Raw genomic sequence first — 25,982 nt, 5'->3', positions numbered from 1 at the left:
TTCCAGATAGCATCAAGCCATTATCTCCTCTGATTAAAAATCATTAGATTCGATAGTTAAATTTGCTCCAATTATTGTCAAACGCTGTCATATATCTCCCAGCGGCGCTGCGCTTGGCCGGGTTACAGACTGCGCGCCTTTGTAGCCCGGCCAAGCGCAGCGCCGCCGGGAAGACGCCAATGATATTCAGGCATAAAAAAACCTCGCAGAAGCGAGGTTTTTTGCATTACAGCGCGGAATTAATGACGAGCGCGAACAATCTGATATTTGCGGGTCAGATATTCGACCGGCACGCTCCAGATGTGGACCAGACGCGAGAACGGGAATATCAGGAACAGCGTCATCCCGAGCACCAGGTGCATACGGAAGATAAACGCCACACCGTCCAGATACTGCGAAGCGCCACCGTGGAAGGTCACCACAGACTGAGCCCAGTTCACCAGTTTCATCATCTCGCTACCGTCCATATGCTGAGCGGAGAACGGAATCGTCAACAGGCCCAGCGCACACTGGATAACCAGAATCGACAGCACCAGAATATCGGCACCGGTAGTGGTGGCACGCACGCGAGGGCTGAACAGACGGCGTTTGAGCAACAGCACGCCGCCGACGAGGCACATCACGCCGGACGCGCCGCCCGCGAACATCGCCATCTTCTGTTTCACTTCCAGCGGCAGCCACGCTTCATACATCCAGTGCGGGGTCAGCATACCCAGGAAGTGGCCAGCGAAAATCCCCAGAATCCCGATATGGAACAGGTTAGACGCCAGGTTCATCCCTTTACGATCCAGCATCTGGCTGGACGCCGCGCGCCAGGTGTACTGGCCGTAATCGTAGCGTAGCCAGCTGCCAATCAGGAAGACAGAACCCGCGATATACGGATAGATGTCGAAGAAGAACATATTCAGGAAGTGCATTATTGCTGTCCTCCGTTAGAGATATTCAAATATTGCGGGGCAACGGCTCCGGCAAAACGACGCTGGTGATTGCTGATTTCCGACTCACCGCAGCCCTGATCGGCAAAGAATTTGACCTGCTCTTCTTCCCAGACCGCATCCAGCGCCTGTGGCGTATCATCGCGGGCTTCGTCCGCAATTTTTTCCGCCACTTTCGCTTCGTCAACTGCGCTATTCGCCAGCTTCAGCAGCTGTTCGAACAGCACCGCATAAGCGCTTTCGCGCTGCTGCAGACGTGCGCAAAGCAATGCCAGAATTGGCGCGATATCCTGCAAACCGCCAATCGCCTCGCTCTCCGGCAACTGCGCCAGATATTCCAGATATAGCGGCAGGTGATCCGGCAGCTCGCGGCTGTCAAGTTCCAGACCGTGCTGTTGGTACTGATTCAGCAGATCCACCATCGCCTGGCCGCGGTCGCGGGATTCGCCGTGCACATGTTCGAACAGCAGCAGCGACGTTGCGCGACCACGGTCAAACAATTCGCTGTACGCGGCCTGCGCATCCAGCGGATCCTGCGCGGTTAAATCGCGCAGGAAGATGCCCAGTGCCTGGGCATCCGCTTTATCCAGTTTCTCTGACGAGGCCAGAGCATCGAAGAGTTCACCTTGATGCTGCCACAAGGCAGCATCCGGGTACTCAAGCAAACGAGATACCACCACGAGTTCGATCATGCGTGCGGCTCCGTTTTGCTGCTCACATCCACCGAGTCAATACGACGGCTGTTGAACAGGTTGAACTTGGTGTCGGAACCGTGGCAGCCATCGCCGAAGCTAAAGCCGCAGCCATTTTTCTCCGGGAACGCTTCACGAGCCTGTTCGCGGTGGCTGCTTGGCACCACGAAACGATCTTCGTAGTTAGCAATTGCCAGGTAGCGATACATTTCCTGCGCCTGCGCTTCGGTCAGACCGACCTCTTCCAGCGCACGGGTATCGATAACACCATCGACGGTTTCCGTACGTTTGAAGTGACGCATTGCCAGCATACGTTTCAGCGCCAGCAGTACCGGCTGAGTGTCACCCGCGGTGAGCAGGTTCGCCAGGTACTGAACCGGGATACGCAGGCTTTCTACGTCTGGCAGAATACCGTTGCTGCCCAGTTCACCCGCGTCGGCCGCAGACTGAATCGGTGACAGCGGCGGCACGTACCACACCATTGGCAGCGTGCGGTATTCCGGGTGCAGCGGCAGCGCCAGCTTCCAGTCCATCGCCATTTTGTAAACCGGCGATTTCTGCGCCGCATCGATAACGCTCAGCGGAATGCCATCTTTCTGCGCCTGCTCAATCACTTTCGGATCGTTTGGATCAAGGAACACGTCCAGCTGACGCTGATACAAGTCTTTTTCGTTCTCGGTGCTCGCTGCGGTTTCAATCGCATCTGCGTCATACAGCAGCACGCCAAGGTAACGAATACGGCCAACACAGGTCTCGGAACACACGGTCGGCTGACCCGCTTCGATACGCGGGTAGCAGAAGATGCATTTCTCAGACTTGCCGCTCTTCCAGTTGAAGTAGATTTTTTTGTACGGGCAGCCGGTGATACACATACGCCAGCCGCGGCATTTGTCCTGGTCGATCAGCACAATGCCGTCTTCTTCACGCTTGTAGATAGCACCGCTCGGGCAGGTGGCAACACACGCCGGGTTCAGGCAGTGCTCGCACAGGCGCGGCATGTACATCATGAAGGTGTTTTCGAACTGGCCGTACATCGCCTTCTGCATGTTTTCGAAGTTTTTGTCTTTCGACAGCTTCTCAAACTCACCGCCCAGATCGTCTTCCCAGTTTGGACCTTTAGTGATCTTGTCCATACGCTTGCCGGTAATCAGCGAGCGTGGGCGGGCAATCGGCTGCGCTTTGCTATCAGCCGGAGCGTTGTGCAGCGCCTGGTAGTCAAAATCAAACGGCTCGTAGTAATCGTCGAGGCCCGGCAGATGCGGGTTAGCGAAGATTTTACCCAGCAGCAGCGCTTTGTTACCCATGCGCGGTACCAGTTTGCCGTTGATCTTACGGATCCAGCCGCCCTTCCATTTTTCCTGGTTTTCCCAGTCGGTCGGGAAGCCGGTGCCCGGCTTGGTTTCCACGTTGTTGAACCACGCGTACTCGGTCCCTTCGCGGCTGGTCCAGACGTTCTTACAGGTGACTGAGCAGGTATGGCAGCCGATGCATTTATCGAGATTCAGCACCATGCCGACTTGTGAACGAATTTTCATTTTACGCTCTCCTGTACCTGGTCGTTGCCTTCGCCATCCAGCCAGTTAATGTTCTTCATCTTACGTACCACCACAAACTCATCACGGTTTGAACCTACGGTGCCGTAGTAGTTAAAGCTATAGGCCAGGTGCGCGTAGCCGCCGATCATATGGGTCGGTTTAGGCGTGATACGCGTCACCGAGTTATGAATACCGCCGCGTTGACCGGTAATTTCTGAACCCGGCAGGTTAACAATACGTTCCTGCGCGTGGTACATCATGGTCATCCCGGCCGGCACACGCTGGCTCACTACCGCACGCGCGGTCAGCGCACCGTTGTTGTTGAAGACTTCAATCCAGTCGTTATCTTCAACGCCGATCTCTTTGGCATCTTCTTCACTCATCCACACTACCGGACCGCCGCGACCTAAAGTCAGCATCAGCAGGTTGTCGCTGTAGGTAGAGTGAATGCCCCATTTCTGGTGCGGCGTCAGGAAGTTCAGCGCCTTCTCTGGGTTACCGTTCGATTTCTTGCCCATCACTTCTTTCACCGAACGGGTGTCGATCGGCGGACGGTAAACCAGCAGGCTTTCACCGAAGTCGCGCATCCACTGGTGGTCCTGATACAGGGACTGACGGCCAGACAGCGTACGCCATGGAATCAGCTCATGAACGTTGGTGTAACCGGCGTTATAAGAGACGTGTTCGTCTTCCAGACCGGACCAGGTTGGGCTGGAGATAATCTTGCGCGGCTGCGCCTGAATATCACGGAAGCGAATTTTTTCGTCTTCTTTATTGAGCGCCAGGTGCGTGTGGTCACGGCCGGTAAACTCGCTCAGCGCCGCCCAGGCTTTCACCGCCACCTGACCGTTAGTTTCCGGTGCCAGGGTGAGGATCATTTCTGCCGCGTCAATTGCCGTATCCAGCATCGGCTGGCCTTTCGCCGGGCCTTCTGCCTTGGTGTAGTTGAGCTTACGCAGCAGATCCATTTCGCTCTGGGTGTTCCAGGCAATCCCTTTCCCGCCGTTACCGATTTTTTCCATCAGCGGACCGATGGAGGTAAAGCGTTCGTAGGTCGCCGGGTAATCACGTTCAACCGGAATGATGTGCGGTGCGGTTTTGCCTGGGATCAGGTCACATTCGCCTTTTTTCCAGTCTTTTACATCTAACGGCTGCGCCAGCTCAGCGGCGGAGTCGTGCTGGATTGGCAACGTTACAACGTCAGTTTCTTTACCGAGGTGGCCGACGCACACTTCGGAGAATTTCTTCGCGATACCTTTATAGATATCCCAGTCGCTTTTCGATTCCCAGGCTGGGTCAACGGCAGCAGACAGCGGATGTATAAACGGATGCATATCCGAGGTATTCATGTCGTCTTTTTCGTACCAGGTCGCCGTTGGCAGCACGATGTCAGAGTAGAGACAGGTGCTCGACAGACGGAAGTCCAGCGTTACCACCAGATCCAGCTTGCCGTCGAGACCGTTATCCTGCCATTCCACTTCTTCTGGCTTCAAACCGCCCTGCTTGCCCAGATCCATACCCTGAATACCGTGCTCGGTACCCAGCAGGTACTTCAGCATGTACTCATGGCCTTTACCGGAAGAACCCAGCAGGTTAGAACGCCAGATAAACAGGTTGCGTGGGTGGTTTTTACCATTTTCCGGCTGCTCAGCCGCAAAGCGGATGGTGCCTTCTTTCAGCGCCTTCACGGTATAGTCAACCGGGGTCATACCGGCTTTCTTCGCTTCATCAGCAATACGCAGTGGGTTGGTACCCAACTGTGGTGCAGACGGCAGCCAGCCCATACGTTCCGCGCGAACGTTGAAGTCCAGCAGATGACCGGTATAGCGGGATTTATCCGCCAGCGGTGACAGCAGTTCCTGGGCGGTAACCGACTCGTAGCGCCATTGGCTGGAGTGGTTATAGAAGTAAGAGGTGCTGTTCATGTGACGCGCCGGACGCTGCCAGTCAAGGGCAAACGCCAGCGGCTGCCAACCGGTCTGCGGACGCAGTTTTTCCTGGCCCACATAGTGCGCCCAGCCGCCGCCGCTCTGACCGACGCAGCCGCAGAACACCAGCATATTGATAAGACCACGGTAGTTCATATCGAGGTGATACCAGTGGTTCAGACCGGCACCGACGATGATCATTGAACGGCCGTGCGTTTTATCGGCGTTATCAGCAAATTCACGCGCGGTACGAATAATCTGTGCACGTGGAACGCCGGTGATTTTCTCGGCCCAGGCTGGGGTGTACGCTTTCACGTCATCATAGCTGGTCGCGCAGTTTTCATCGTTCAGGCCACGATCCAGACCGTAGTTGGCCATGGTCAGGTCGTAAACGGTGGTGACCAGCGCGGTGGTACCGTCAGCCAGTTGCAGACGTTTTACCGGCAGTTTGTGCAGCAGAATATTTTCCAGCTCAACGCTGGTGAAGTGTTCGGTGCCTTCGCCGCCAAAGTACGGGAAGCCCACCTGCGCGATATCATCCTGGCTACCGAGCAGGCTCAGCTGCAGTTCGGTTTCATCGCCGGATTTACCGTCGCGCTGTTCAAGGTTCCACTTGCCTTTTTCGCCCCAACGGAAGCCGATGGAACCGTTCGGTGCCACCATGTCGCCGTCGGTATTCACCGCCACGGTTTTCCACTCTGGGTTGTTTTCCTGGCCCAGGGAATCCACGAGGTCAGCGGCACGCAGCATACGACCCGCCGCGTAGTAGCCTTCACGCTCTTCAAGCATCACCAGCATTGGCATGTCGGTGTAACGGCGAACGTAGTCGGTGAAGTACTGGCTTGGTTTGTCGAGGTGGAACTCACGCAGCATAACGTGGCCCATCGCCAGCGCCATTGCCGCATCGGTACCCTGCTTCGGTGCCAGCCACAGATCGCACAGCTTGGCGATTTCGGCATAGTCAGGCGTGATAGCGACGGTTTTGGTCCCTTTATAACGGACTTCAGTAAAGAAGTGCGCATCCGGGGTACGGGTCTGAGGAACGTTGGAACCCCAGGCAATGATATAGCTGGAGTTATACCAGTCGGCAGATTCCGGTACGTCGGTCTGTTCACCCCAGGTCTGCGGAGACGCTGGCGGCAAGTCACAGTACCAATCGTAGAAGCTCAGGCAGGTACCGCCAATCAGCGACAGATAGCGTGCGCCGGAAGCGTAGGAAACCATCGACATCGCCGGAATTGGCGAGAAGCCCGCCACGCGGTCCGGGCCGTAGGTTTTGACGGTATAGACGTTAGATGCCGCAATCAGCTCATTCACTTCCTGCCAGGAAGAACGAACGAAACCGCCGCGACCACGCGCTTGCTTAAAGCTTTTCGCTTTATCGGCATCTTCAATAATGGACGCCCATGCATCAACCGGATCGCTGTGCAGCGTTTTCGCTTCGCGCCACATTTTCATCAGGCGTTTACGCATCAGCGGATATTTCAGGCGGTTGGCGCTGTAGAGATACCAGGAATAGCTTGCACCGCGCGGGCAGCCGCGTGGTTCGTGGTTTGGCAGGTCCGGACGGGTGCGCGGATAGTCGGTCTGCTGGGTTTCCCAGGTGACCAGACCATTTTTGACATAAATTTTCCAGCTGCAGGAACCGGTGCAGTTAACGCCGTGCGTAGAGCGAACGACCTTATCATGCTGCCAGCGCTGGCGGTATCCATCTTCCCAATCCCGGTTGGTATCTAGAATCTGTCCGTGCCCATCGGCAAATGTTTCGCCCTTTTGTTTAAAGTAGCGAAACCGGTCCAGGAATTTACTCATCGGGTCTCTCCTGTTTGGAGCCTTACGGCTCTCTGATAAGTCGACATTGCTGAATTTGCAGCGAAGGTAACGCGCTGAAACATGGAGGGAATTGATAACGATCAAGGTGGCTTTGCTTTATTACTGCCGCCAAAAACACAAATACCACCTTGGTGGTAGTTATTTTTATTTTTTAACACACTGTAAATTAAGGTTTTTTATTAAAAATTAAATATTACAAGCTGTAAAAAACGGCTCTGTCGGTATTAAGGGGTAGAGACTTTTTATCTCCTGCAAAACCATTGCGGGCACGATGCTAACGGGATAAAAAATATCACCAGTATGTTGTAACTAAGTAGCGATAAAAATAAAGGCGCGAACCCTCGCGCCTTTATTCACAAATAACGCTTCAGGTTATTTCTTCGCTTTACGTCCGTAAACGGCCCACGTCACAACGACGCAGACAATATAGAACACAAGGAATATTTTCATTGCGCCAGCCGGGGAGCCGGTCATTTCCAGCGAAATACCGAACGATTTCGGAATGAAGAAACCGCCAACCGCGCCAATCGCAGAGATAAAGCCCAACGCCGCCGCCGTATCCGTTGCCGCTTCACGCAGAGCATGTTCTTCGCTGCCACCCTGCGCTTTCACGCGATCCATGGTCAATTTCCGGAAGATAACGGAGATCATCTGGAAGGTGGATGCGCTACCCAGCCCGGCCGTCACGAACAGGCCCATGAACACCGTAAAGAATGCCACGAAGTTTCCGCCCTGGCCGTTGGTTGGCAGAGTCAGGAACAACAGTGCCGAGAAAATAGCCATCGCGATGAAGTTTATCAGCGTCACGCGAGTCCCGCCCAGACGATCGGAAATACCGCCTCCGAGAGAACGCGCCAGCGCACCGATGAACGGGCCGAAGAAGGCAAAGTGCAGAATATTGATATCCGGGAACTGGGTTTTCGACAGCATGGCAAAGCCCGCAGAGAATCCGATGAACGAGCCGAAGGTCGCCAGATAAAGCACCGCCATAATCCACAGGTGGCCACGTTTGAGCACCGGCAACTGCTCACTCAGTGACGCTTTAGAAGCGGACAGATCATTCATGCCAAACCACGCTGCCAGCGTGAAGAAAATCAGGAACGGTACCCAGATCCACGCGGCATTTTCTACGAACAAGACAGAGCCGTCTGCCTGTTCAACACCTTTGCCGCCGAAGATAGCGAAAATGGACATGCCGATGGCCAATGGTGCAACCAGCTGCATCACGCTCACGCCCATGTTGCCCAGACCGCCATTCAGACCCAACGCGCTACCCTGCTTCACTTTCGGGAAGAAGAAGCTGATGTTCGCCATGCTGGAAGCGAAGTTTGCCCCGGCAAAACCGCACAGTAGCGCAATAATCACAAAGACGCTAAACGGCGTGGTAGGATCTTGCACCGCAATACCGAGCCACACGCACGGAATAATCATTATCCCGGTACTGAATGCCGTCCAGCGGCGTCCGCCAAAAATCGGCACCATAAATGCGTAAGGAACTCGCAGGAGTGCCCCTGATAAGCCCGGCAGCGCGGTCAGCATAAAGAGCTGGTCGGTGGTAAAATGGAAGCCCACTTTGGGTAAGTTGACGGCAACGGCACTGAACAACATCCATACGCAAAATGCTAACAGCAAACACGGTACTGAAATCCACAGGTTCCGGCTCGCGACGCGGTGACCGCGCTCTTGCCAGAACGCCGGATCTTCCGGACGCCAGTCGGTAATGACAGCGCCGGTAGCCCTTTCGGGGGCAGTGGAGTGACTCATAGACACCTCTGATTATTAATATTAACCCTGCCACAGTAGGGTTTACACCGCGCGGTAAGTTGATATAAATCAAAGGAAAAGTTGTCCGCATCTTGCTTAAAAAAACATCATCACCCTTTGTGGGTAGGTTTTTTCGCCAAAAAAAACCTGTTTTATCACATGGCTGTTATGCTGCTAGCCCATTCCCCCCACCATCTTGACTATGACGGAAATAAAGGAGTACCTCTTTTGAGGTATGGGTATACTCCAGGCGATAGCCGAAAATACCGCCACTCGCCGGAGAGACTTCCGCCAGGAGCCACATCGAAGAATGTTTAAACGTTTTTTTACACCACTCACGCTAGTGAATCAACTGGCGCTGATCGTACTGTTGTCTACCCTCATCGGGGTGGCGAGTATGATGATTTCTGCACGGCTGATAAACGGCGTCCAGGGTAGCGCACATGCTATTAATCAGGCTGGTTCACTGCGTATGCAGAGCTATCGCCTGCTCGCGGCGATCCCGGTGAAAAAGAGCGACCAGATACTCTTTGATGAAATGCAGCACACCGTATTCAGCCCTGAACTGCAGCTCGCCGCCGAACGCGACGGTCAGGTAAAACAACTGGCATCGCTGCAACAGTACTGGCTGACCCATCTGGCACCCGACATCCGCAATGCGCAAACGCAGAATGCCGTAGTCAACGATTTAACCGGCTTCGTCGACCGTATCAACCAGCTAGTTACCGTCTTCGATCACACCACCGAAGAACGTATCGCCCACGTAGTGTGGATGCACCGGCTGATGTCCGTGTTCATGGCGATGCTGTTTATCTTCACCGTCTTCTGGCTGCGCACGCGCCTGCTCCATCCATGGCGCCAGTTGCTGCGCATGGCGGAAGCCATCAGTCATCGTGACTTTACCTACCGCGCGCAAATCAGCGGTCGTAATGAAATGGCGACGCTGGGCATGGCGCTGAACAATATGTCCGCCGAGCTTGCGGAAAGCTACGCCTCGCTGGAAAAGCGCGTGCAGGAGAAAACCGCCGGGCTTGAGCAGAAAAACGCTATCCTCTCCTTCTTGTGGCAGGCCAACCGACGGCTGCACGCCAGCGTACCGCTGTGTGAACGAATTTCACCGGTGCTGAATGGCCTACAGGAACTCACGCCACTGCGGGAAATAGAGGTGCGGGTTTACGACACCGAAGATGAAGAAAATCATCAGGAATTTAGCTGTCATTCCGGTTGGGAGTGCGACGATAAAGGCTGCTATCTCTGTCCTCGCGATATCGATATGTCCGCGCCTGACGGGGTCACGCTGAAATGGCGTCTGACCGACCCGCGCAACCACTACGGAATTTTACTCGCCACTTTGCCGCACGGCCGCGAACTGAGCCACGATCAGCAACAGCTGGTCGATACGCTGCTTGAACAGTTAACGTCGACGCTAGCGCTGGATAAACAGCTGGAACGCCAGCAACAGCTGATTGTCATGGAAGAACGCGCCACCATTGCCCGTGAGCTACACGACTCCATCGCCCAATCGCTGTCATGCATGAAAATGCAGGTCAGCTGCCTGCAGATGATGCAGAACGAGCAGTCCTCCCCGGAAAGCCGAGAGCTGCTGGGTCAGGTGCGTAATGAATTGAACTCTTCCTGGGCGCAGCTACGTGAGCTGCTGACCACTTTCCGCCTGAAACTGACCGAGTCCGGGCTACGTCCGGCGCTGGAGTCCAGTTGCAAAGAGTACAGCGGCCACTTTGGCTTCCCGGTTCAGCTTGATTACCAACTGCCACCGCGCTACGTGCCCTCACATCAGGCAATTCACGTTCTGCAAATCGCCCGCGAAGCGCTGAGCAATGCCTTAAAACACTCGCAGGCAACGGACGTGCAGGTCAGCGTCACCCAACAAGGCAACCAGGTAAAAATGGTGGTGACGGATAACGGCTGTGGCGTGCCGCAGCATGCTGAACGCAGCAACCATTATGGCCTTATTATTATGCGTGACCGCGCGCAGAGCCTGCGCGGCGATTGCCAGGTTCGTCGTCGTGAAAACGGCGGTACTGAAGTCGTGGTTACGTTTGTCCCCGAAAAATCGCTTTCAACTCCCCAAGGAGAAATCCATGAGTAATCAGGAACGGGCTACTATCCTGCTAATTGACGATCATCCCATGCTGCGTACCGGCGTAAAACAGCTGGTCAGCATGGCATCGGACATTCAGGTCGTGGGCGAAGCCAGCAACGGTGAGCAAGGTATTGAGCTGGCAGAAGCGCTCGATCCAGACCTGATCCTGCTTGACCTCAACATGCCTGGCATGAACGGTCTGGAAACCCTCGACAAGCTGCGCGAAAAATCGCTCTCCGGCCGCGTCGTGGTATTTAGCGTTTCCAACCATGAAGAAGATGTCGTCACCGCCCTCAAACGCGGCGCGGATGGCTATCTGCTGAAAGATATGGAACCCGAAGATCTGCTGAAAGCCCTGCAACAGGCCGCCGCCGGTGAAATGGTATTGAGCGAAGCGTTAACCCCGGTGCTGGCCGCTAGCCTGCGCGCCAACCGTGCCACCTCGGATCGCGATATCAACCAGTTAACCCCGCGCGAGCGCGATATTCTGAAGCTTATCGCTCAGGGTCTGCCGAATAAGATGATTGCCCGACGTCTCGACATCACGGAAAGCACCGTGAAGGTTCACGTCAAACATATGCTCAAGAAAATGAAGCTGAAATCCCGCGTCGAAGCCGCCGTCTGGGTCCATCAGGATCGTATTTTCTAAACCGTACGCCGCTTAATTGTCGTGACAGGGACTCAGTCACGCACAATTAAGGCGTCGCCCCCGACCAGCCATAGTTCATCGGTGCAAAGCTGACGACCGGCTCGGTCAATGCCAGCGTTATCTCATTCGAGGTGACGCGCTGGCCCTTCTTATCTTCGACGATAACCGACAGATGCCAGGTGTTACTGGCCCCTTCGCTATAGTCCCAGGCGGGCATGATAATACTCCAGCCGTCGGTGCCATTATTGGACGCAGGCGGTGTCAGACTTAACGCGGTAGTGTCTCCCTGCCATGTCAACGACTTCACGCCGTACTCTTCACGCACCTGTAGCTTCAGTTCCACCGTCTCATAGCCGGTCAGATTCCACGGCGGCGTCGCCAGGTAAACCGTCAGACTCTTGCGCTGCCGATACTCCATCACCGGCAGATTATTGCGTTCCGGCGCATCATACCGGCTACCGCGCAGAGTACGGGTTTTCGCCACCTCATCGGCGGCAAGCTGTTTCTTGAGCGGTACGCCAAAACGATAGTTTACCTTCATCCCAAGGTTATTCTGGTTAACCCCGCTTTCACCTTGTTTGTGCTGGGCACTAAAAGTCAGCAGCGGAACCGGGGTGTAATTCAGGCCCAACGACACCGCCAGCGGATTATGGTAGCCGGTACCGGTATGGAACAGATCGACGCTCTCGCCGAAATACTGCTCGACGCTAACACTGGTGTTGATGTGGTTATAAGCGGGGATCCAGGCCTGCGCGGTGACGTCGTAGCCGCGCGCCATACGCTGTTGCAGCGTGGTGCCGGTATTTTGCCAATCGCGTAACGGATGGTAATAGTTGGCGGAAAAACGCAGATTCTCGCCCCAGGCTTCCGCCCCGATACCGCCACGATTGAGATTCTGATCCAGCAGACTGTCATAGAAAGTGTTGTAGCCCAGCAGCCAGTGCCCGGCGACCCAACGCTGCCCGACACCGAGGTTGCCGACCAGGCCGTCATCTTGTTGGGTGACACCCAGCTGGCTCCAGGTGAGATAGCGGGTGTTGTCCTCTAGAGGAACAAACCAGCTACCGTGACTGCCGGTCAGCTTGCCCTGTTCATCGACCAGCAGTTGAATATTGGTATTGCCCCACGGCGATAACCAGTTTTCAAGCTGCTGGTTCATCTGACCGTTGACGCTATCCTGGAGCTGCGTTAGCGCGAAAAGCCGGGCCTGCTCGCCGGTATCCAGCCCATTGTCGGTCATGCTCGCTTCGCCGAAGGATTTCACCATTTCAGCCAGCTGTTTTTCCGCATCATGATTTTCCGGCGCAATGCTGAGATCCGGCAAATCATCGAAGGGATGTTCCGCCTCTTCGATAAACGACTGTCGCGCACGTGCGCCGCCACTAGCCAACATTAACAGCACCAAACATGACGAATAAAAACGTAAAGCTACCACCCACAACCTCATAGCAAACTCAAAAGAGGGTCAAAAGCCGCTGACCCTGGTCTTGTAGTTTAGCCTTTTTAGCCGTCGCCTTCAGCCCTCAGGCCCTATTCCAGGAATAGACTGAATAATCATGAAATCATCACCTTCGGTTGCGTACAGGCCAATAGCGCTTTCAGCTCTGGAATACACGAGCCACAGTTGGTGCCGCACTTAAGTACCCGACCCAGTTCGCCAGGGGTAGAACAGCCTTTTTTTTCAATCGCTTCGGCGATGGTGTTTTCACCTACGCTGAAACAGCTACACACAATTTTCCCCACGGAAGGCCGCGCCAAATCCCGTCCACTTAACAACCCGTGGCGTTCAGTCAGCGTCTGCGGCGCCGCGCTAAACGCGCGAACCACCAGGGCTGCATCCAGTTCCGGCAGCGCCCGACCGCTCCAGAACCCCAGCATCAGTTGCCCTTGTTCCCAGGCCAGCAGGTGCCATGTCTCCCCCAAATGGGCTTCCTGAATTTGCCAGCCGTGATGCTGACACCAGGCCAGCAGTTCCGCCTGGATAGTGCGATCCCCGCAAAGCGTCAGGTGATGCAAACCCGGCGCGGCCTTCCGCCACCAGTGCAAATGCTGCGGTAACGTCACCGGCGCACGGGAATACAGCTCGCCCTGCCAATGCGGTTGCCACGGGGCGATGCGCACCGCCGTCTGTTTGCTTTCAGGTTGCCCCGAATGCGGGTCGACCACTGCCTTGACCAGACTATTAATTTTCCCCTGCCGCGCAAAACAGTCGTTCCAGTGCATCGAGGTAAATAACGAGCCGGGGCGCTGGCTGTCGGTCAGTACGACGCGGGCGACCATCACCCCTCGCGGTGAACTGATTCGCGCCAGCGCGCCATTTTGCAAACTAAAACGAGTCGCATCCTGCGGCGACACTTCCACGATAGGCTGGGCAATATGCTGCATCAGCCGCGGCACGTTGCCGGTCCGGGTCATGGTATGCCACTGGTCGCGAATGCGTCCGCTGTTCAGAATGAGTGGATAAAGCGGTTCGGGACGCGCCTGCATTTCCTGCGGCGTAACCGGCACCATGCGTAACCGTCCATCGCCGCGCCAGCCGCGCTGGAGATCCCACGTATTCTCGCTGCGGCTCACCGGCCAGCGTACCGGCTCTAACGCATCCCACTGTTCGCGGCTCAGTGCAGATAGCCCACTGATATCAAACGCTCGCTGCCCCTCGTTCTCAAAGCCGGAAAGCGCCGCGTGTTCGCTGAATACCTCGTGTGGATGCTGCCAGTTAAAGGCGGCGGCAAACCCGAGCTGTTTCGCCACCTGGGCGATTATCCACCAATCGGCTCGCGCCTCGCCGGGGGCCGGGAGAAACGCCCGCTGGCGGGAGATCCGCCGCTCGGAGTTGGTAACGGTGCCGTTTTTTTCTCCCCAACCCAGCGCCGGAAATCGAATGTGCGCATAGCGAGACGTTTCAGTCTCCGCCGCCACTTCAGAGACAATAACCAGTGGGCATACCGCCAGCGCCCGGCTGACCGCATGGCTATCGGGTAACGAAACCGCCGGATTAGTGCCCATAATCCAGACCGCTTTCACCTCACCGCGCCCGATGGCAGAAAACAAGTCCACCGCCATCAGCCCCGGCGTTTGCGCCAGCCGCTCGGTGCCCCAAAAGCGCGCCACCCGGGCGAGATCCGCGGGTTCAAAATTCATATGCGCCGCCAGCATGGTTGCCAGGCCGCCGACTTCCCTGCCGCCCATCGCATTTGGCTGTCCGGTCAGCGAAAATGGCCCGCAGCCCGCACGGCCAAATTTACCGCTGGCTAAATGAACGTTAATAATGGCGTTGCATTTGTCGCTGCCGCTGGACGACTGATTAATGCCCATGGTGTAGAGGGTGATGGCGCGCGGGGCGGCCATGAAGTCCTGATAAAACGCCTGCACGTCGGCCTCTGTCAGGCCGCAAAAATCCGCCACTTTCGCCACCGACCAGTCCGCCGCCATCGCCAGCGCGGCGCGAGCATCGGTGAAATCTGTCTCCGCATTGCCGGTTTGCGCTATCGCTCGCAGCAGCCCGACGAAAAGCCCGGCGTCGGTGCCCGGCGCAATCGCCAGGTGGCGGTCTGCAATATCACAGGTTGCAGTGCGCCGCGGGTCAATCACCACCACTTTCATCTGCGGGTTATCCCGCTTTGCCTGCACCAGCCGCTGATACAGTACCGGATGCGCCCAGGCGGCGTTCGATCCCACCAGCACCACCAGATCGCTGCACTCCACATCCTCATAGCTGCACGGCACCACATCCGCGCCAAACGCCCGTTTGTAGCCGGTCACGGCGGAAGACATGCACAGCCGGGAGTTGGTATCGATGTTTCCCGCGCCGATAAACCCTTTCATCAGCTTGTTGGCGGCGTAGTAATCTTCCGTCAACAGTTGGCCCGAGGCGTAAAACGCCACCGCCTGCGGGCCATGTTCGTCAATAATCGCCTGCAACCGTTGGCCCGCCGCGCTCAGCGCCTGCGGCCAACTGACCTGTTGGCCGTCAAGCTGCGGATGCAGTAGCCGCCCGCTAAGCCCGGTAGTTTCGGCAAGCGCCGCCCCTTTCACACACAACCCTCCGAGGTTGGCCGGATGCGTTTCATCGCCCTGTACGCTTACCTCACCGTCACGCACGGTAGCCAGCACCCCGCAACCAACGCCGCAGTAAGGACAGGTGGTTTTGGTTTGTGTCATGACGCCTCCGCACGCATCACCAGCGCCTGATTACCGACCCACACTTTGCCGTCTTCAATCTTGACCGGCCACGCCCGCACCAGCGGCTCGCCGTTGTCGCACGAACGCCCGTCACGCAGGCGAATACGCTGCTTATACAGCGGGGAGATAACTATTGGCTCACCGCCCGTATCCCCCAGCAGTCCGCGAGATAACACGTTAGCCTGGCTGCCCGGCTCCTGGTTATCCAGCGCATACACTTTGTCATTCAGGCGGAATAGCGCAATTTGCATCTCGCCAAGACGCGCACCAATCCCGGCCTGCGGTGGAATGGCGTCGACGGAGCAGACGGCCTGCCACGGTTTGTTGCTCGCGGCCAGCACCGGCAGTTCCGCCGCGGGCGCGAGCTGCAATTGCCCACGAACCGGCTGACGAGCCACGGCCTCATCCGGGCTGTCGCTATTCACAAACGAACGGAACAGCGCCAACCGCTGTGGGTCGTTGAGGGTCGTTTGCCATTCGCACTGGTAGCTGTCGATAACCCGCGCCATCTCTTGCTCCAGCTCTTCACCGATGCCCAGCGAATCCTCGAGGATCACGCTTTTGAGGTAATCAATGCCGCCTTCGAGGTTATCCATCCAGGTGCTGGTCCGTTGCAGACGGTCAGCGGTGCGAATGTAGAACATCAGAAAACGGTCAACGGTACGCAACAAGGTGGCATCGTCGAGATCGCTGGCGAACAGATCCGCATGGCGCGGCTTCATGCCGCCATTGCCGCACAAATAAAGGTTCCAGCCCTTGTCGGTGGCAATGACCCCAACATCTTTGCTCTGCGCTTCGGCGCATTCGCGGGTACAGCCGGAGACCGCCATTTTGATTTTATGCGGCGCGCGCAGCCCTTTGTAACGATGTTCAAGCGTCACCGCCAGCCCGGTGGAATCCTGCACGCCGTAACGACACCAGGTCGAACCGACGCAGGATTTCACCGTCCGCAGTGATTTACCGTAGGCATGCCCGGTTTCGAAACCCGCCGCCAACAGCTCGCGCCAGATATCCGGCAGCTGTTCCAGCCGCGCGCCGAAGAGATCAATACGCTGGCCACCGGTGATTTTGCTATACAGCGCGTAGCGTTTAGCAATATGGCCGATAGCGATCAGCCCATCCGGCGTCACTTCCCCCGCCGGCATACGTGGCACAATCGAATAGGTCCCGTCTTTCTGGATATTGGCAAAATAGCGATCGTTGGTATCCTGCAGCGGCAAATGCGCGGGCTTGAGCAGGTATTCATTCCAGCATGATGCCAGTACCGAACCGACCAGTGGTTTACAGATTTCACAGCCGTCACCGTGACCATAGCGCTGGATTAGCTGTTCGAAGGTATGAATGCGGTTGACCCGTACCAGGTGATAAATCTCCTGTCGCGAGTACGGGAAGTGTTCGCAGATATCTTTTTTCACCTCCACGCCCTGCTGTTCCAGCTGGTACTCCATTACCTGTTTCACCAGCGCGCTACAGCCGCCGCAGCCGGTCGCCGCTTTGGTACAGCTTTTAATCGCAGCAATGTTGGTTGCCCCCACGCCAACCGCCTGGCAAATGTCGCCTTTGCTGACGTTATGGCACGAACAGATCTGCGCGCTATCCGGCAAGGCGGCAACGCCCAATGCTTTCGGGGCGCTGCCTTCCAGCGCCGGCAAAATCAGCGATTCTGGACGGGCCGGCAGCGCCATATCGTTAAGCATCATTTGCAGCAGCGTGGCGTAATCGCTGGCATCGCCCACCAGCACGCCGCCCAATAGCTTTTTGCCATCGGCGCTGACCACAATTTTTTTATAGACTTGCTCCGGGCCGTGGATCCACTGGTAGCTCTGGCTGCCCGCGGTTCGTCCCTGCGCGTCACCAAACGAGGCCACATCGACCCCCAGCAGTTTGAGCTTGGTACTCATGTCCGCGCCGGTAAACGCGGCATCTTCACCGGCGAGCGTTGCCGCCGCCACCCGTGCCATCTGGTAGCCCGGTGCCACCAGTCCATAGATTTTGTTATCCCACAGCGCGCATTCACCAATCGCGAAAATATCGGCGGCGGAAGTCTGACACCGGTTGTCCACCGCGATACCACCGCGCTCACCAAGGTGGATTCCGGCGCTGCGGGCCAGCGCATCCTGCGGGCGGATCCCGGCGGAGAACACCACCATATCGGTTTCCAGGCTGCTGCCGTCGGCAAAGTTCAGCACCAGCCCATCGGCCATTGGCGTGATGGCGGTCGTGGCTTTGCTGGTGTGCACGCCGACGCCTAAATCAACAATCTTCTCCCGCAGCATTGCCGCGCCGCCGTTATCGAGCTGAACCGCCATCAGATTGGGGGCAAACTCAACCACTTCAGTAGCAAGCCCCAGTTGGCGTAGCGCATTCGCCGCTTCCAGCCCCAGCAGACCGCCGCCAATCACCACCCCGCGCGTGGCCGTTTTGGCCCTGGCGGCAATAGCATCCAAATCATCAAGGGTGCGGTAAACGAAACAGCCCGGCAGATCGTTACCCGGAATCGGCGGCACAAACGGATAGGAACCGGTTGCCAGCACCAGTTTGTCCCAGTGCAGCTCGTGGCCTTCGGCGTCGCAAATGACACGCGACTCGGTATCGATGGCAGTCACCGCCTGCGACAGACGCAGTTCAATGCCGTGCTCAGCAAAGAAATCACCGGCCACCAGCGACAGCGAATCCGCGCTGCGTCCAGCAAAGTACTCAGATAAATGTACCCGGTCATAGGCGGCGTAACGCTCCTCGCCAAAGACCACTATCTGATACTGCTGATGCAGGTTACGGCTAACACATTGCTCAAGAAAATGGTGGCCGACCATACCGTGTCCCACCACCGCTAATGTTGGTTTTGTCATTGTTTGCGTTCCTGCAGCCGTCGGCTGCGTCGTGAATTGGTCGAAGATCCAACCCGCTTGCGCGGGCTGCGTGGAATGCAGTAAATCGGTGAACGTCGCGGCGCTGGCGCAGTCGCCCAGCAGCAGGACGCCGGTCAGTTGCCCATCTCGTATCAACAGCCGGCGATAGTGCCCGGTCTGTGGGTCAAGCGAGCGCCATTGTTCATCTTCCGTGGTGGCCTGAATTTGTCCGGCGCTGAAGAGGTCGATACCGGTCACTTTCAGCCGCGTGCCGCCATCCTGCCAGTGAAAATCATCGCCGGGTGTGCCCGTAAGTCTTGCTGCCAGCACTTCGGCCTGCTGCATACAAGGCGCAACCAGGCCGAAGGTTTGGCCGTCGATTTCACAGCACTCGCCGATGGCGCTCACCCCGGCAACCGCCGTGGCCAGCTGGCGGTTGACCATAATCCCGCGCTGGCAGGCAATACCGGCGTTTTGCGCCAGCGTGATATTCGGCCGGACGCCTGTAGCCATCACCACCCGCACGGCGGGAATTTCGCGCCCATCGCTGAGCTGCACCGCCTGTGGGGTAATCCGTTGAATACCGGCATTGAGTTCACAGCCGATACCGCGCTCCGTCAGACGCTGGGCCAGCAGCGCCCCGGCCTGTTCGTCCAGCTGCTGTTCCATCAATCGGTTGCCGCGATGAATTAAAGTGACGTTGTCACCTAATCGCCGCAGCGCAGCCGCCGCCTCCACGCCTAATACGCCCCCGCCAATCACCACCGCATCGCCGGGCTGCGCCAGAATGGCATCCACATCCTTGATGGTACGGAAGGCAAAAACGTGCGGCAGGTCGACGCCCGCTACCGGCGGTAAAAAGGCCGAGGAACCGCAGGTAAATACCAGTTCATCCCACGGCAGTTCGCGGTGCGTGGTCAGCACTTTGCGCGCTGCGGTATCCACTGTCAGCGCGGTTTCGCCGCAGCACAGCGTAATATGGTGGTCGACGTACCACTGCGCCGGGTGCAACTGCGTCTGCGCAAAGGTCTTTTCCCCACCTAACACCGGCGACAGCTGAATGCGGTTATAGGCCGGATGCGGCTCGTCACCGATAATGGTTATCGCAAACGCATCAGGGGCAGCGGCCACCAGCGTTTCCGCCAGCCGGGTGGCCGCCATGCCATTACCAATCATGACCAGTCGCCGCATACGTCTCCTCCCTTACGCCGCTTTCGGCTGTTTTTCATAGAGGAAATGGAGGATCTGCTGGCGCAGGTGGTGATAACGGCTATCCTCCGCCAGCTGTACCCGATTGCGCGGACGCGGCAAATTGACGTCAAGAATCTCGCCGACGGTGGCGGCTGGGCCATTGGTCATCATCATCACCCGGTCCGAGAGCAGTACCGCTTCATCCACATCGTGGGTGATCAGCACGATGGTGGTATTCAGCGCCTGCTGGATTTGCATCACCGAATCCTGAAGGTGCGCCCGGGTCAACGCATCCAGCGCGCCGAACGGCTCATCCATTAACAAGACTTTAGGTTTCATCGCCAGCGCCCGGGCGATGCCCACGCGCTGCTTCATGCCGCCGGAGATTTCACCGGGGCGTTTGTGCATCGCATGCCCCATCTGCACGCGGTCGAGGTTGTGCTCAATCCACTCCCGACGCTCGGCTTTGCTCATGGTGCGCTGGAAGACGTGGTTAACCGCCAGCGCGACGTTATCAAAGCAGCTCAGCCACGGCAGCAGCGAGTGGTTTTGAAACACCACCGCGCGTTCCGGGCCGGGACCGGCAATTTCACGGTTATCGCAGATAAGCCCGCCTTCGGTCGGCAGCGTGATACCGGCAATCAGATTCAACAGCGTGGATTTCCCGCAGCCGGAGTGACCAATCAGGCTGACGGTTTCCCCTTCGTGAATATCAAAAGAGACGTTTTGCAGCGCCAGAAATTCGCCGCTGGCGGTATGAAAACGCTGGCTCACGGCCTGGACCTGAATTAATGGTTTCATTGTTCTCTCCTCACTTCTCTTGCCAGCTAAAACGACGCGCAATCAGCATCAACCCCTGCTCCAACAGCAGCCCCACCACGCCGATAATCACAATGGCGATCAGGATGTTTTCGACGTTAAGGTTGTTCCACTCATTCCAAATCCAGAAACCAATCCCCAGACCGCCGGTGAGCATTTCTGCCGCCACAATCACCAGCCAGGCGATGCCAATCGACAAACGAACGCCGGTCAGCACCGACGGCAGCACCGCCGGGAACAGAATTTTGCGCATCACCGTCCATTCGGAGAGCTGCAGCACTCGCGCCACGTTGAGGTAATCCTGCGGAATACGCTTCACCCCTTCGGCGGTGTTAATCACCATCGGCCAGATTGAGCAGATGAAAATGGTCCAGCTCGACGCCGGCTCCGCTTTCTGAAATAGCAGCAGGCCGATCGGCAGCCAGGCCAGCGGGCTGACCGGGCGCAGCAGCGCAATCAGCGGCGTAAACATGCGCGAGGCGAAGGTAAAGCGGCCAATCAAAAAGCCCAGCGGGATCCCGACCAGCGCCGCCAGCCCAAAGCCCACCGCCACGCGCTGCAAGGAGGCCAGCACATTCCAGCCAACGCCCACGTCGTTCGGGCCGTTGATGTAGAACGGGTCTGCAAACAGCGTTAACGCCGAATCGAGGGTACTGAGCGGCGTCGGGAAGCCCTTGCTGTTCACGGCGGCGAGCTGCCAGGCCAGCACCAGCAGGCCAAGCCCCAGTAGCGCCGGAATGGTGCGTTCGGCAAGCGCGCGCAAATGACGTCTGAACGCGGGCGGCTGGCGACGCACCTGCACCGGCGGTAGCGTAATCACTTCACCTGCGGGTGCAGGCACATCGACAATCGTGGTTTTGGTCTTCATCTCATGCCCCCAGGCGTTGAACGTTAAAACTCCGGGCGTACCCGGCTGGATCGGCCCCGGTCCATATCGAGCCGTCGATCAATTTGCTGCTGCGCAGCGTTTGCGTTGGCGCACTCACGCCACCCACCGCCAGCGCCGCCTCTTTCCACACATCGATACGGTTAATGCGTTGGGCAATGGCCAGGTAATCCGGGTCGTTTTTCAGCAGTCCCCAGCGACGGAACTGGGTTAAGAACCACATGCCGTCTGACAGCCATGGGAAGCTGGCTTCGCCGTGGTCGAAAAAACGGATCGGATGCGGGTCCTGCCAGCGGCGACCGATGCCGTTGTCATAGGCACCGAGCATGCGGCCCGTCAGATATTGCTCTTTGGTATTCAGCCAGCCGCGCTGGGCGAGGATCTTTGCGGTCTCGCGTTTATTGTCGTCGGAGGCGTCAATCCAGCGCGCGGCATCGAGCAGCGCGGCAACCAATGCACGGCTGGTATTTGGATGCTGCTCAACCCAGTCCCGGCGGGTGCCGAGTACTTTTTCCGGGTGATCCGGCCAGATGTCCTGGCTGGTGGCGGCGGTAAAACCGATGCGGTCATTGATGGCGCGCGCATTCCACGGTTCGCCGACGCAGAAACCCACCATGTTGCCAATACGCATGTTCATCACCATCTGCGGTGGCGGCACCACCACCGTGCGCACGTCGGTAAACGGGTTAATGCCACCGCTCGCCAGCCAGTAATAGAGCCACATGGCATGGGTGCCGGTTGGGAAGGTGTGGGCGAAGGTATAGGTGCCCGGCTCGCTGTTAGCGACAAGCGTTTTCAGCCCGCTAAGATCGGTGACGCCCTTTTCCTGCAAATCGGTCGACAAGGTGATCCCCTGCCCGTTGCGGTTTAGCGTCAGGAGATTGGCCATCGCCTGCGGTTTACCGGCAATACCGAGCTCAAGACCGTACAGCAGGCCATAAAGAATATGCGCCGCATCCAGTTCACCGTTGACCAGCTTGTCGCGTACCGCCGCCCAGCTAGCCTCTTTGCTTGGTACCAGCGTGATGCCGTACTTTTTATCGAACCCCTTCAGCGACGCAATAGCCAACGGCGCACAGTCGGTCAACGGAATAAACCCTACCTTGACCGTTTGCAGCTCCGGCTTATCCGAGCCCGCCGCCCAGGCCGATTGCATAATGCCCGGTAGCAGCATCGCACCGCCCAGGGCCGCTCCGGCCTGCAGTAACCGCCGCCGTGATAGTGAAAACGTCTCGCTCATACTCGCTCCCGAAAGCAAAAAAAAAGCGCCCGGCAATGCTTACGCATTGCAGGACGCCTTTATCCTCGTGGTTCGTGCGCCGCCATTGGCGCACAACCGACTATTTTCAGAAATAATGCAAATCAGATGCCAGGTATGAAATGGCGCATTTTCGCAGGGAAAATGCCGGTGTGCTCACACTTTTGCACCGCATTCAGGCATTCATGCCCGCTGATTGTGCAACGGTGCCCCTGGCTCGTCCTGCCAGAGCGACTTCACCGCCAGCAGCGCGCGGGCGATTTCCACCATCCGCTGGTTTTTGTCCATCGCCATTTTGCGCAGGCAGTGCCAGGCCTGTTCCTCGTTCATCTGTCGATGAGTCATCAGCACGCTTTTGGCTTTGTCTATTAACCGACGCTCCTCCAGCGTGTCTTTCAGCGAAGCCAGCTGGCTGGAAAGCTGCTCCAGCTCGCGCGCTTGTTGGCGAACCAGCGGTAAAAGCTGACGGTCAAGATGCAGCACCAGACTGTCTCCAGGCGGATCGTCAAACGTCGGTGCCAACGTTTCGTCCTCCTGCAAAAGCGCCTCTACGGCATTCATCAGCTCGCCAATCAACAGTTCTTCAAGCCCCCGCATCTGCTCCAGTCGCTGGGTTTGCAGGGTAAACCAGTGCAACGCGCTTTGCCCGTCATCCGCCGTGGGTTTGCGGGTACAGGCGATGCGCCGCAGCTGCTCGATGGCAATACCCGCCTGACACTCGGTAAAAAACAGCATCTTCAGCGGCGCACTGGCCAGCGATAAAAAGCTGTCAAAGCAGGGTTGCTGACCATCGATTCTATCGACCAGCCGCTGGCGAAGTTCGTCGTTAAAATCGCCCAGCGCAAATCCCTGCGCCCCAAGCGCGCGTTCCTGGCCGACCAGCTCTTTGCCCTGCATAAAGCTGTAGAGCGCCACCAATCGACCGGCGAGAGTGGGATCGTCAATGCTGTCGTTAAGCTGTGGAATGATATTCAACAGATGGCGAATCGTGCGGTTGAACTGGCTGGTTGCTGCTTCCGGGCTTATCTGCAATGCGCCCACTTTTTCGCGCAGCGCGGGCAGTTGCTCCAGCGACCACACCGCGCGGGCGATGCGTTGGCACAGGCCGCTGGCGGAAGGTAGATATTGCGGTATCAGCCGGGCAAGCAGGCTGCGGGTCTGTTCATCCACCAACGCCCCGCTGGCGCGGCGTTCGGCAGCATATAATCGCCCCTGCGAGCACAACCAGATGTTGGATGCGCCCCGCTCACACTGTAACATATGCACCACGTGGCTTAACTGGCTCACCAGTTGCCCCTGCTGTGCGAGCTGATGGAGCTGCTCTTTTTGCACCTGACGCGCGTAACGAAACCACTCGATAGCGCCGGGTGTCTCATCTTCACGGTTTATCATGCGCTCTCCCGTTATAGGATTTTCTTACCGATAGTCCTAACGTCTAGCAATAACCGTGCCTTAAAGGAGTTCAGATGCAACGTATCGTCATTATCGCCAACGGTGCTGCTTACGGCAGCGAGTCTCTGTTTAACAGCCTGCGTTTAGCCATTGCTCTGCGCGAGCAGCAGGATGACCTGCAGCTACAGCTGTTCTTAATGTCGGACGCGGTGACTGCGGGCCTGCGCGGGCAAAAACCGGCTGAAGGCTACAACATTCAGCAGATGCTGGAGATCCTCACCGCTCAGGGCGTACCGGTGAAGCTGTGCAAGACCTGTACTGACGGGCGGGGTATCAGCGCGCTGCCGCTGATTGACGGCGTAGAAATCGGCACGTTGGTAGAACTGGCACAGTGGACGCTGGCGGCGGACAAGGTGCTGACCTTCTGATTCGCGACGATATAGTCAGGCAAACCAGAACCATGGTGATTTAAAGGATTTTATATTATCGCAGTATCATTCTTCGTATGAATCTCACGAAGGCTGAATGGATTCAGGGATATTGTCATTTTTGTTGAAGCATTGCGGATTTTTTTGATCAAAATCAGCATCTGCCCCCTCGGTGTTTGGTGTTATGCCATGAGTGATTTGTGAACAATATCACAGGCGAAATAGAGGATTCGATCGCAGGAAGCGGGTTGACTCATAGGCAGCGGGGTAGTTTGGCGATGGTTAAGGCAAGTTTGACATTGTTTGGTGGGGATACGGTGGTGGTGCGTTGTTCTGAGCGTTGCCATATTCATTTAATGAGCACGCAGAAAAATACCAGCAGTCATAATACCGATATTTTGAGCGTACAAAACGAAGAGAAAGCGTATTTGACCGTGCCGTATAGCGGCACCTGGAATGTGCTGATCGATAGCCACAGCCAGTCTCTTGAGCACTCCATCAGCTACGTAGCAGCCTGATGATTCACCCCGGAAGCACGCACTTCCGGGGTTTTCACGATACCGCTTAAGCCAGCCCCGGCGGATTTACCCCGCCAATCAGCGTCCGCACTTTACCGATCAGCTCATTCAGACCGTCATCCGGCATTCCTAACTTTTTCAGCTCTTGCTCCAGCGAGAACAGATACTGCGCGTTGGTGCCCAGCGGCCCGCTGGCGCGCGCAATCAGCGGCGCAATCACCTGCACGCTGGTGTCAGACTCATACAGCGGATGACGCGGGTCCATAATAAATACCAGCGCGTTAACCGTACGCCCGTCGTCAAGGCTCAGCTTGCACCAGGTTGGCAGATAGCAGCCGGTTATCATCTCGCGCTTCCACAATAGTGACAGCTCGTTTTCAATCTCATCGTCCGGCAGACGGTAGGCAACGCCCGTGGTGCGCCCGCCCTCTTTGAGCGCCAGCATGCGCCCCGGTTGACAGGCGCTGCCTCGCCCGGCCGTCAGACGCAGACAGAACGCCCGGTGCCAGCCAACCAGCGTACCGGTGACTGACTCACTAAAGTTAAGCGCCGGGTTCCACATCAGTGAACCGTAGCCAAAAATCCACACCGGGCCGTTATCTGGCCGACAGGCTAGCGTCGCCGCCAGCGATGCCGCACGTTGTTCAGCAGACCATAATAGCGATTCCTCAATGGCGCCAAACGCCGTTGTACAATCTGCCTTCATCAAGAAATCACGCGTTAACACTGTAAACCTCCACCACCACTTCTCTTCCCTGCAACACATACGCCCTTAAGGGAACGAATGGTGACCTCCGGAGCTGTCATTGATGAAATATTATCCAGCTTTATGCGGCAGGATGCAATTTGTCTGCTATGCCTTCTGCGTCAATTCACGTCCGTATTGGCGATAAAAATGGATAATTCCAACACAGCAATTTGCTGTTATTTAAAAAATATTTAACCGATACTTTATATTATAGACATCTATGCGAAAAAATGGCGCTATGGGTAAATTTTAGTAAAAGATCGCATTGCCA

17 protein-coding genes are annotated in these 25,982 nt (G+C 56.9%); 4 read left to right on the top strand and 13 right to left on the bottom strand.

Annotated elements, in window-relative coordinates:
- Nucleotides 1–239: 239 nt before the first annotated feature.
- From narI to ABOC97_RS15865, 5 genes are all read right to left on the bottom strand, one after another.
- Complete coding sequence (narI, locus tag ABOC97_RS15885) at nt 240–917, bottom strand: respiratory nitrate reductase subunit gamma (RefSeq protein ID WP_234508010.1); 678 nt, start codon at nt 915–917, stop codon at nt 240–242.
- The gene (gene narJ / locus ABOC97_RS15880; RefSeq protein WP_234508012.1) at nt 917–1,627 is read right to left on the bottom strand and encodes a nitrate reductase molybdenum cofactor assembly chaperone; all 711 of its coding nucleotides are present in this window, start codon (nt 1,625–1,627) and stop codon (nt 917–919) included. The genes narI and narJ overlap by 1 nt, the downstream gene beginning before the upstream one ends.
- On the bottom strand, nt 1,624–3,162 hold the full coding sequence (gene narH, locus ABOC97_RS15875) for a nitrate reductase subunit beta (RefSeq protein ID WP_349599543.1): 1,539 nt from the start codon (nt 3,160–3,162) through the stop codon (nt 1,624–1,626). Before narH ends, narJ begins: the two co-directional genes overlap by 4 nt.
- A complete protein-coding gene (locus ABOC97_RS15870; protein ID WP_349599540.1) occupies nt 3,159–6,902 on the bottom strand; it encodes a nitrate reductase subunit alpha in 3,744 nt (1,247 codons plus the stop codon). Before ABOC97_RS15870 ends, narH begins: the two co-directional genes overlap by 4 nt.
- 393 nt (nt 6,903–7,295) lie before the next feature.
- Nucleotides 7,296–8,687 carry a NarK family nitrate/nitrite MFS transporter gene (locus ABOC97_RS15865; protein ID WP_349599537.1) on the bottom strand — a complete coding sequence of 464 codons (1,392 nt, stop codon included), beginning with the start codon at nt 8,685–8,687 and terminating at the stop codon, nt 7,296–7,298.
- A gap of 310 nt (nt 8,688–8,997) precedes the next feature.
- Between ABOC97_RS15865 and narX the strand changes: the two genes are divergently transcribed.
- Together narX and narL are read left to right on the top strand one after the other, a co-directional pair.
- Nucleotides 8,998–10,797, top strand: a complete 1,800-nt coding sequence (gene narX / locus ABOC97_RS15860) for a nitrate/nitrite two-component system sensor histidine kinase NarX (protein ID WP_349599534.1) — start codon at nt 8,998–9,000, stop codon at nt 10,795–10,797.
- Nucleotides 10,790–11,440: a two-component system response regulator NarL gene (narL, locus tag ABOC97_RS15855; RefSeq protein WP_052284392.1), complete on the top strand. Its 651-nt coding sequence runs from the start codon at nt 10,790–10,792 to the stop codon at nt 11,438–11,440. The genes narX and narL overlap by 8 nt, the downstream gene beginning before the upstream one ends.
- A gap of 46 nt (nt 11,441–11,486) precedes the next feature.
- Here the strand turns inward: narL and ABOC97_RS15850 are convergent, their stop codons facing one another.
- From ABOC97_RS15850 to nasR, 7 genes are all read right to left on the bottom strand, one after another.
- Complete coding sequence (locus ABOC97_RS15850; RefSeq protein ID WP_349599531.1) at nt 11,487–12,833, bottom strand: YchO/YchP family invasin; 1,347 nt, start codon at nt 12,831–12,833, stop codon at nt 11,487–11,489.
- 161 nt (nt 12,834–12,994) lie between these two features.
- On the bottom strand, nt 12,995–15,601 hold the full coding sequence (locus ABOC97_RS15845) for a nitrate reductase (protein ID WP_349599528.1): 2,607 nt from the start codon (nt 15,599–15,601) through the stop codon (nt 12,995–12,997).
- Nucleotides 15,598–19,662, bottom strand: coding sequence for a nitrite reductase large subunit NirB (gene nirB, locus ABOC97_RS15840; RefSeq protein WP_349599525.1), 4,065 nt, complete (start codon nt 19,660–19,662; stop codon nt 15,598–15,600). Before nirB ends, ABOC97_RS15845 begins: the two co-directional genes overlap by 4 nt.
- A gap of 12 nt (nt 19,663–19,674) precedes the next feature.
- The gene (locus tag ABOC97_RS15835; RefSeq protein WP_349599522.1) at nt 19,675–20,463 is read right to left on the bottom strand and encodes an ABC transporter ATP-binding protein; all 789 of its coding nucleotides are present in this window, start codon (nt 20,461–20,463) and stop codon (nt 19,675–19,677) included.
- 10 nt (nt 20,464–20,473) lie between these two features.
- Nucleotides 20,474–21,349, bottom strand: coding sequence for a nitrate ABC transporter permease (ntrB, locus tag ABOC97_RS15830; RefSeq protein ID WP_061281344.1), 876 nt, complete (start codon nt 21,347–21,349; stop codon nt 20,474–20,476).
- A gap of 1 nt (nt 21,350) precedes the next feature.
- The gene (locus ABOC97_RS15825) at nt 21,351–22,607 is read right to left on the bottom strand and encodes a CmpA/NrtA family ABC transporter substrate-binding protein (protein WP_349599517.1); all 1,257 of its coding nucleotides are present in this window, start codon (nt 22,605–22,607) and stop codon (nt 21,351–21,353) included.
- A gap of 201 nt (nt 22,608–22,808) precedes the next feature.
- Entirely contained in the window at nt 22,809–24,017 is a 1,209-nt protein-coding gene (nasR, locus tag ABOC97_RS15820) for a nitrate regulatory protein NasR (RefSeq protein ID WP_349599514.1), read from the bottom strand.
- Nucleotides 24,018–24,091: 74 nt separating this feature from the next.
- Here nasR and ABOC97_RS15815 point away from each other — a divergent pair, with 74 nt between their 5' ends.
- Both ABOC97_RS15815 and ABOC97_RS15810 read left to right on the top strand, forming a co-directional pair.
- The gene (locus ABOC97_RS15815) at nt 24,092–24,445 is read left to right on the top strand and encodes a DsrE/DsrF/TusD sulfur relay family protein (protein WP_052284386.1); all 354 of its coding nucleotides are present in this window, start codon (nt 24,092–24,094) and stop codon (nt 24,443–24,445) included.
- Nucleotides 24,446–24,717: 272 nt separating this feature from the next.
- On the top strand, nt 24,718–24,963 hold the full coding sequence (locus ABOC97_RS15810) for a DUF1883 domain-containing protein (protein ID WP_112203963.1): 246 nt from the start codon (nt 24,718–24,720) through the stop codon (nt 24,961–24,963).
- Nucleotides 24,964–25,009: 46 nt separating this feature from the next.
- Here the strand turns inward: ABOC97_RS15810 and ABOC97_RS15805 are convergent, their stop codons facing one another.
- A complete protein-coding gene (locus ABOC97_RS15805) occupies nt 25,010–25,690 on the bottom strand; it encodes a gamma-glutamylcyclotransferase (protein ID WP_349599512.1) in 681 nt (226 codons plus the stop codon).
- Between the last annotated feature and the right edge of the window lie 292 nt (nt 25,691–25,982).

The sequence above is a fragment of the Kluyvera huaxiensis genome, from assembly GCF_040149365.1.
Classification (GTDB): domain Bacteria; phylum Pseudomonadota; class Gammaproteobacteria; order Enterobacterales; family Enterobacteriaceae; genus Kluyvera; species Kluyvera intermedia_A.
This window is presented reverse-complemented; position numbering and strand designations above follow the sequence as displayed.

Excerpts from the sequence above, each read along its gene's own strand:
- narI (WP_234508010.1), bottom strand. The coding sequence starts at position 917 with ATGCACTTCCTGAATATGTTCTTCTTCGACATCTATCCGTATATCGCG.
- narJ (WP_234508012.1), bottom strand. The coding sequence starts at position 1,627 with ATGATCGAACTCGTGGTGGTATCTCGTTTGCTTGAGTACCCGGATGCT.
- narH (WP_349599543.1), bottom strand. The coding sequence starts at position 3,162 with ATGAAAATTCGTTCACAAGTCGGCATGGTGCTGAATCTCGATAAATGC.
- ABOC97_RS15870 (WP_349599540.1), bottom strand. The coding sequence starts at position 6,902 with ATGAGTAAATTCCTGGACCGGTTTCGCTACTTTAAACAAAAGGGCGAA.
- ABOC97_RS15865 (WP_349599537.1), bottom strand. The coding sequence starts at position 8,687 with ATGAGTCACTCCACTGCCCCCGAAAGGGCTACCGGCGCTGTCATTACC.
- narX (WP_349599534.1), top strand. The coding sequence starts at position 8,998 with ATGTTTAAACGTTTTTTTACACCACTCACGCTAGTGAATCAACTGGCG.
- narL (WP_052284392.1), top strand. The coding sequence starts at position 10,790 with ATGAGTAATCAGGAACGGGCTACTATCCTGCTAATTGACGATCATCCC.
- ABOC97_RS15850 (WP_349599531.1), bottom strand. The coding sequence starts at position 12,833 with ATGTTGGCTAGTGGCGGCGCACGTGCGCGACAGTCGTTTATCGAAGAG.
- ABOC97_RS15845 (WP_349599528.1), bottom strand. The coding sequence starts at position 15,601 with ATGACACAAACCAAAACCACCTGTCCTTACTGCGGCGTTGGTTGCGGG.
- nirB (WP_349599525.1), bottom strand. The coding sequence starts at position 19,662 with ATGCGGCGACTGGTCATGATTGGTAATGGCATGGCGGCCACCCGGCTG.
- ABOC97_RS15835 (WP_349599522.1), bottom strand. The coding sequence starts at position 20,463 with ATGAAACCATTAATTCAGGTCCAGGCCGTGAGCCAGCGTTTTCATACC.
- ntrB (WP_061281344.1), bottom strand. The coding sequence starts at position 21,349 with ATGAAGACCAAAACCACGATTGTCGATGTGCCTGCACCCGCAGGTGAA.
- ABOC97_RS15825 (WP_349599517.1), bottom strand. The coding sequence starts at position 22,607 with ATGAGCGAGACGTTTTCACTATCACGGCGGCGGTTACTGCAGGCCGGA.
- nasR (WP_349599514.1), bottom strand. The coding sequence starts at position 24,017 with ATGATAAACCGTGAAGATGAGACACCCGGCGCTATCGAGTGGTTTCGT.
- ABOC97_RS15815 (WP_052284386.1), top strand. The coding sequence starts at position 24,092 with ATGCAACGTATCGTCATTATCGCCAACGGTGCTGCTTACGGCAGCGAG.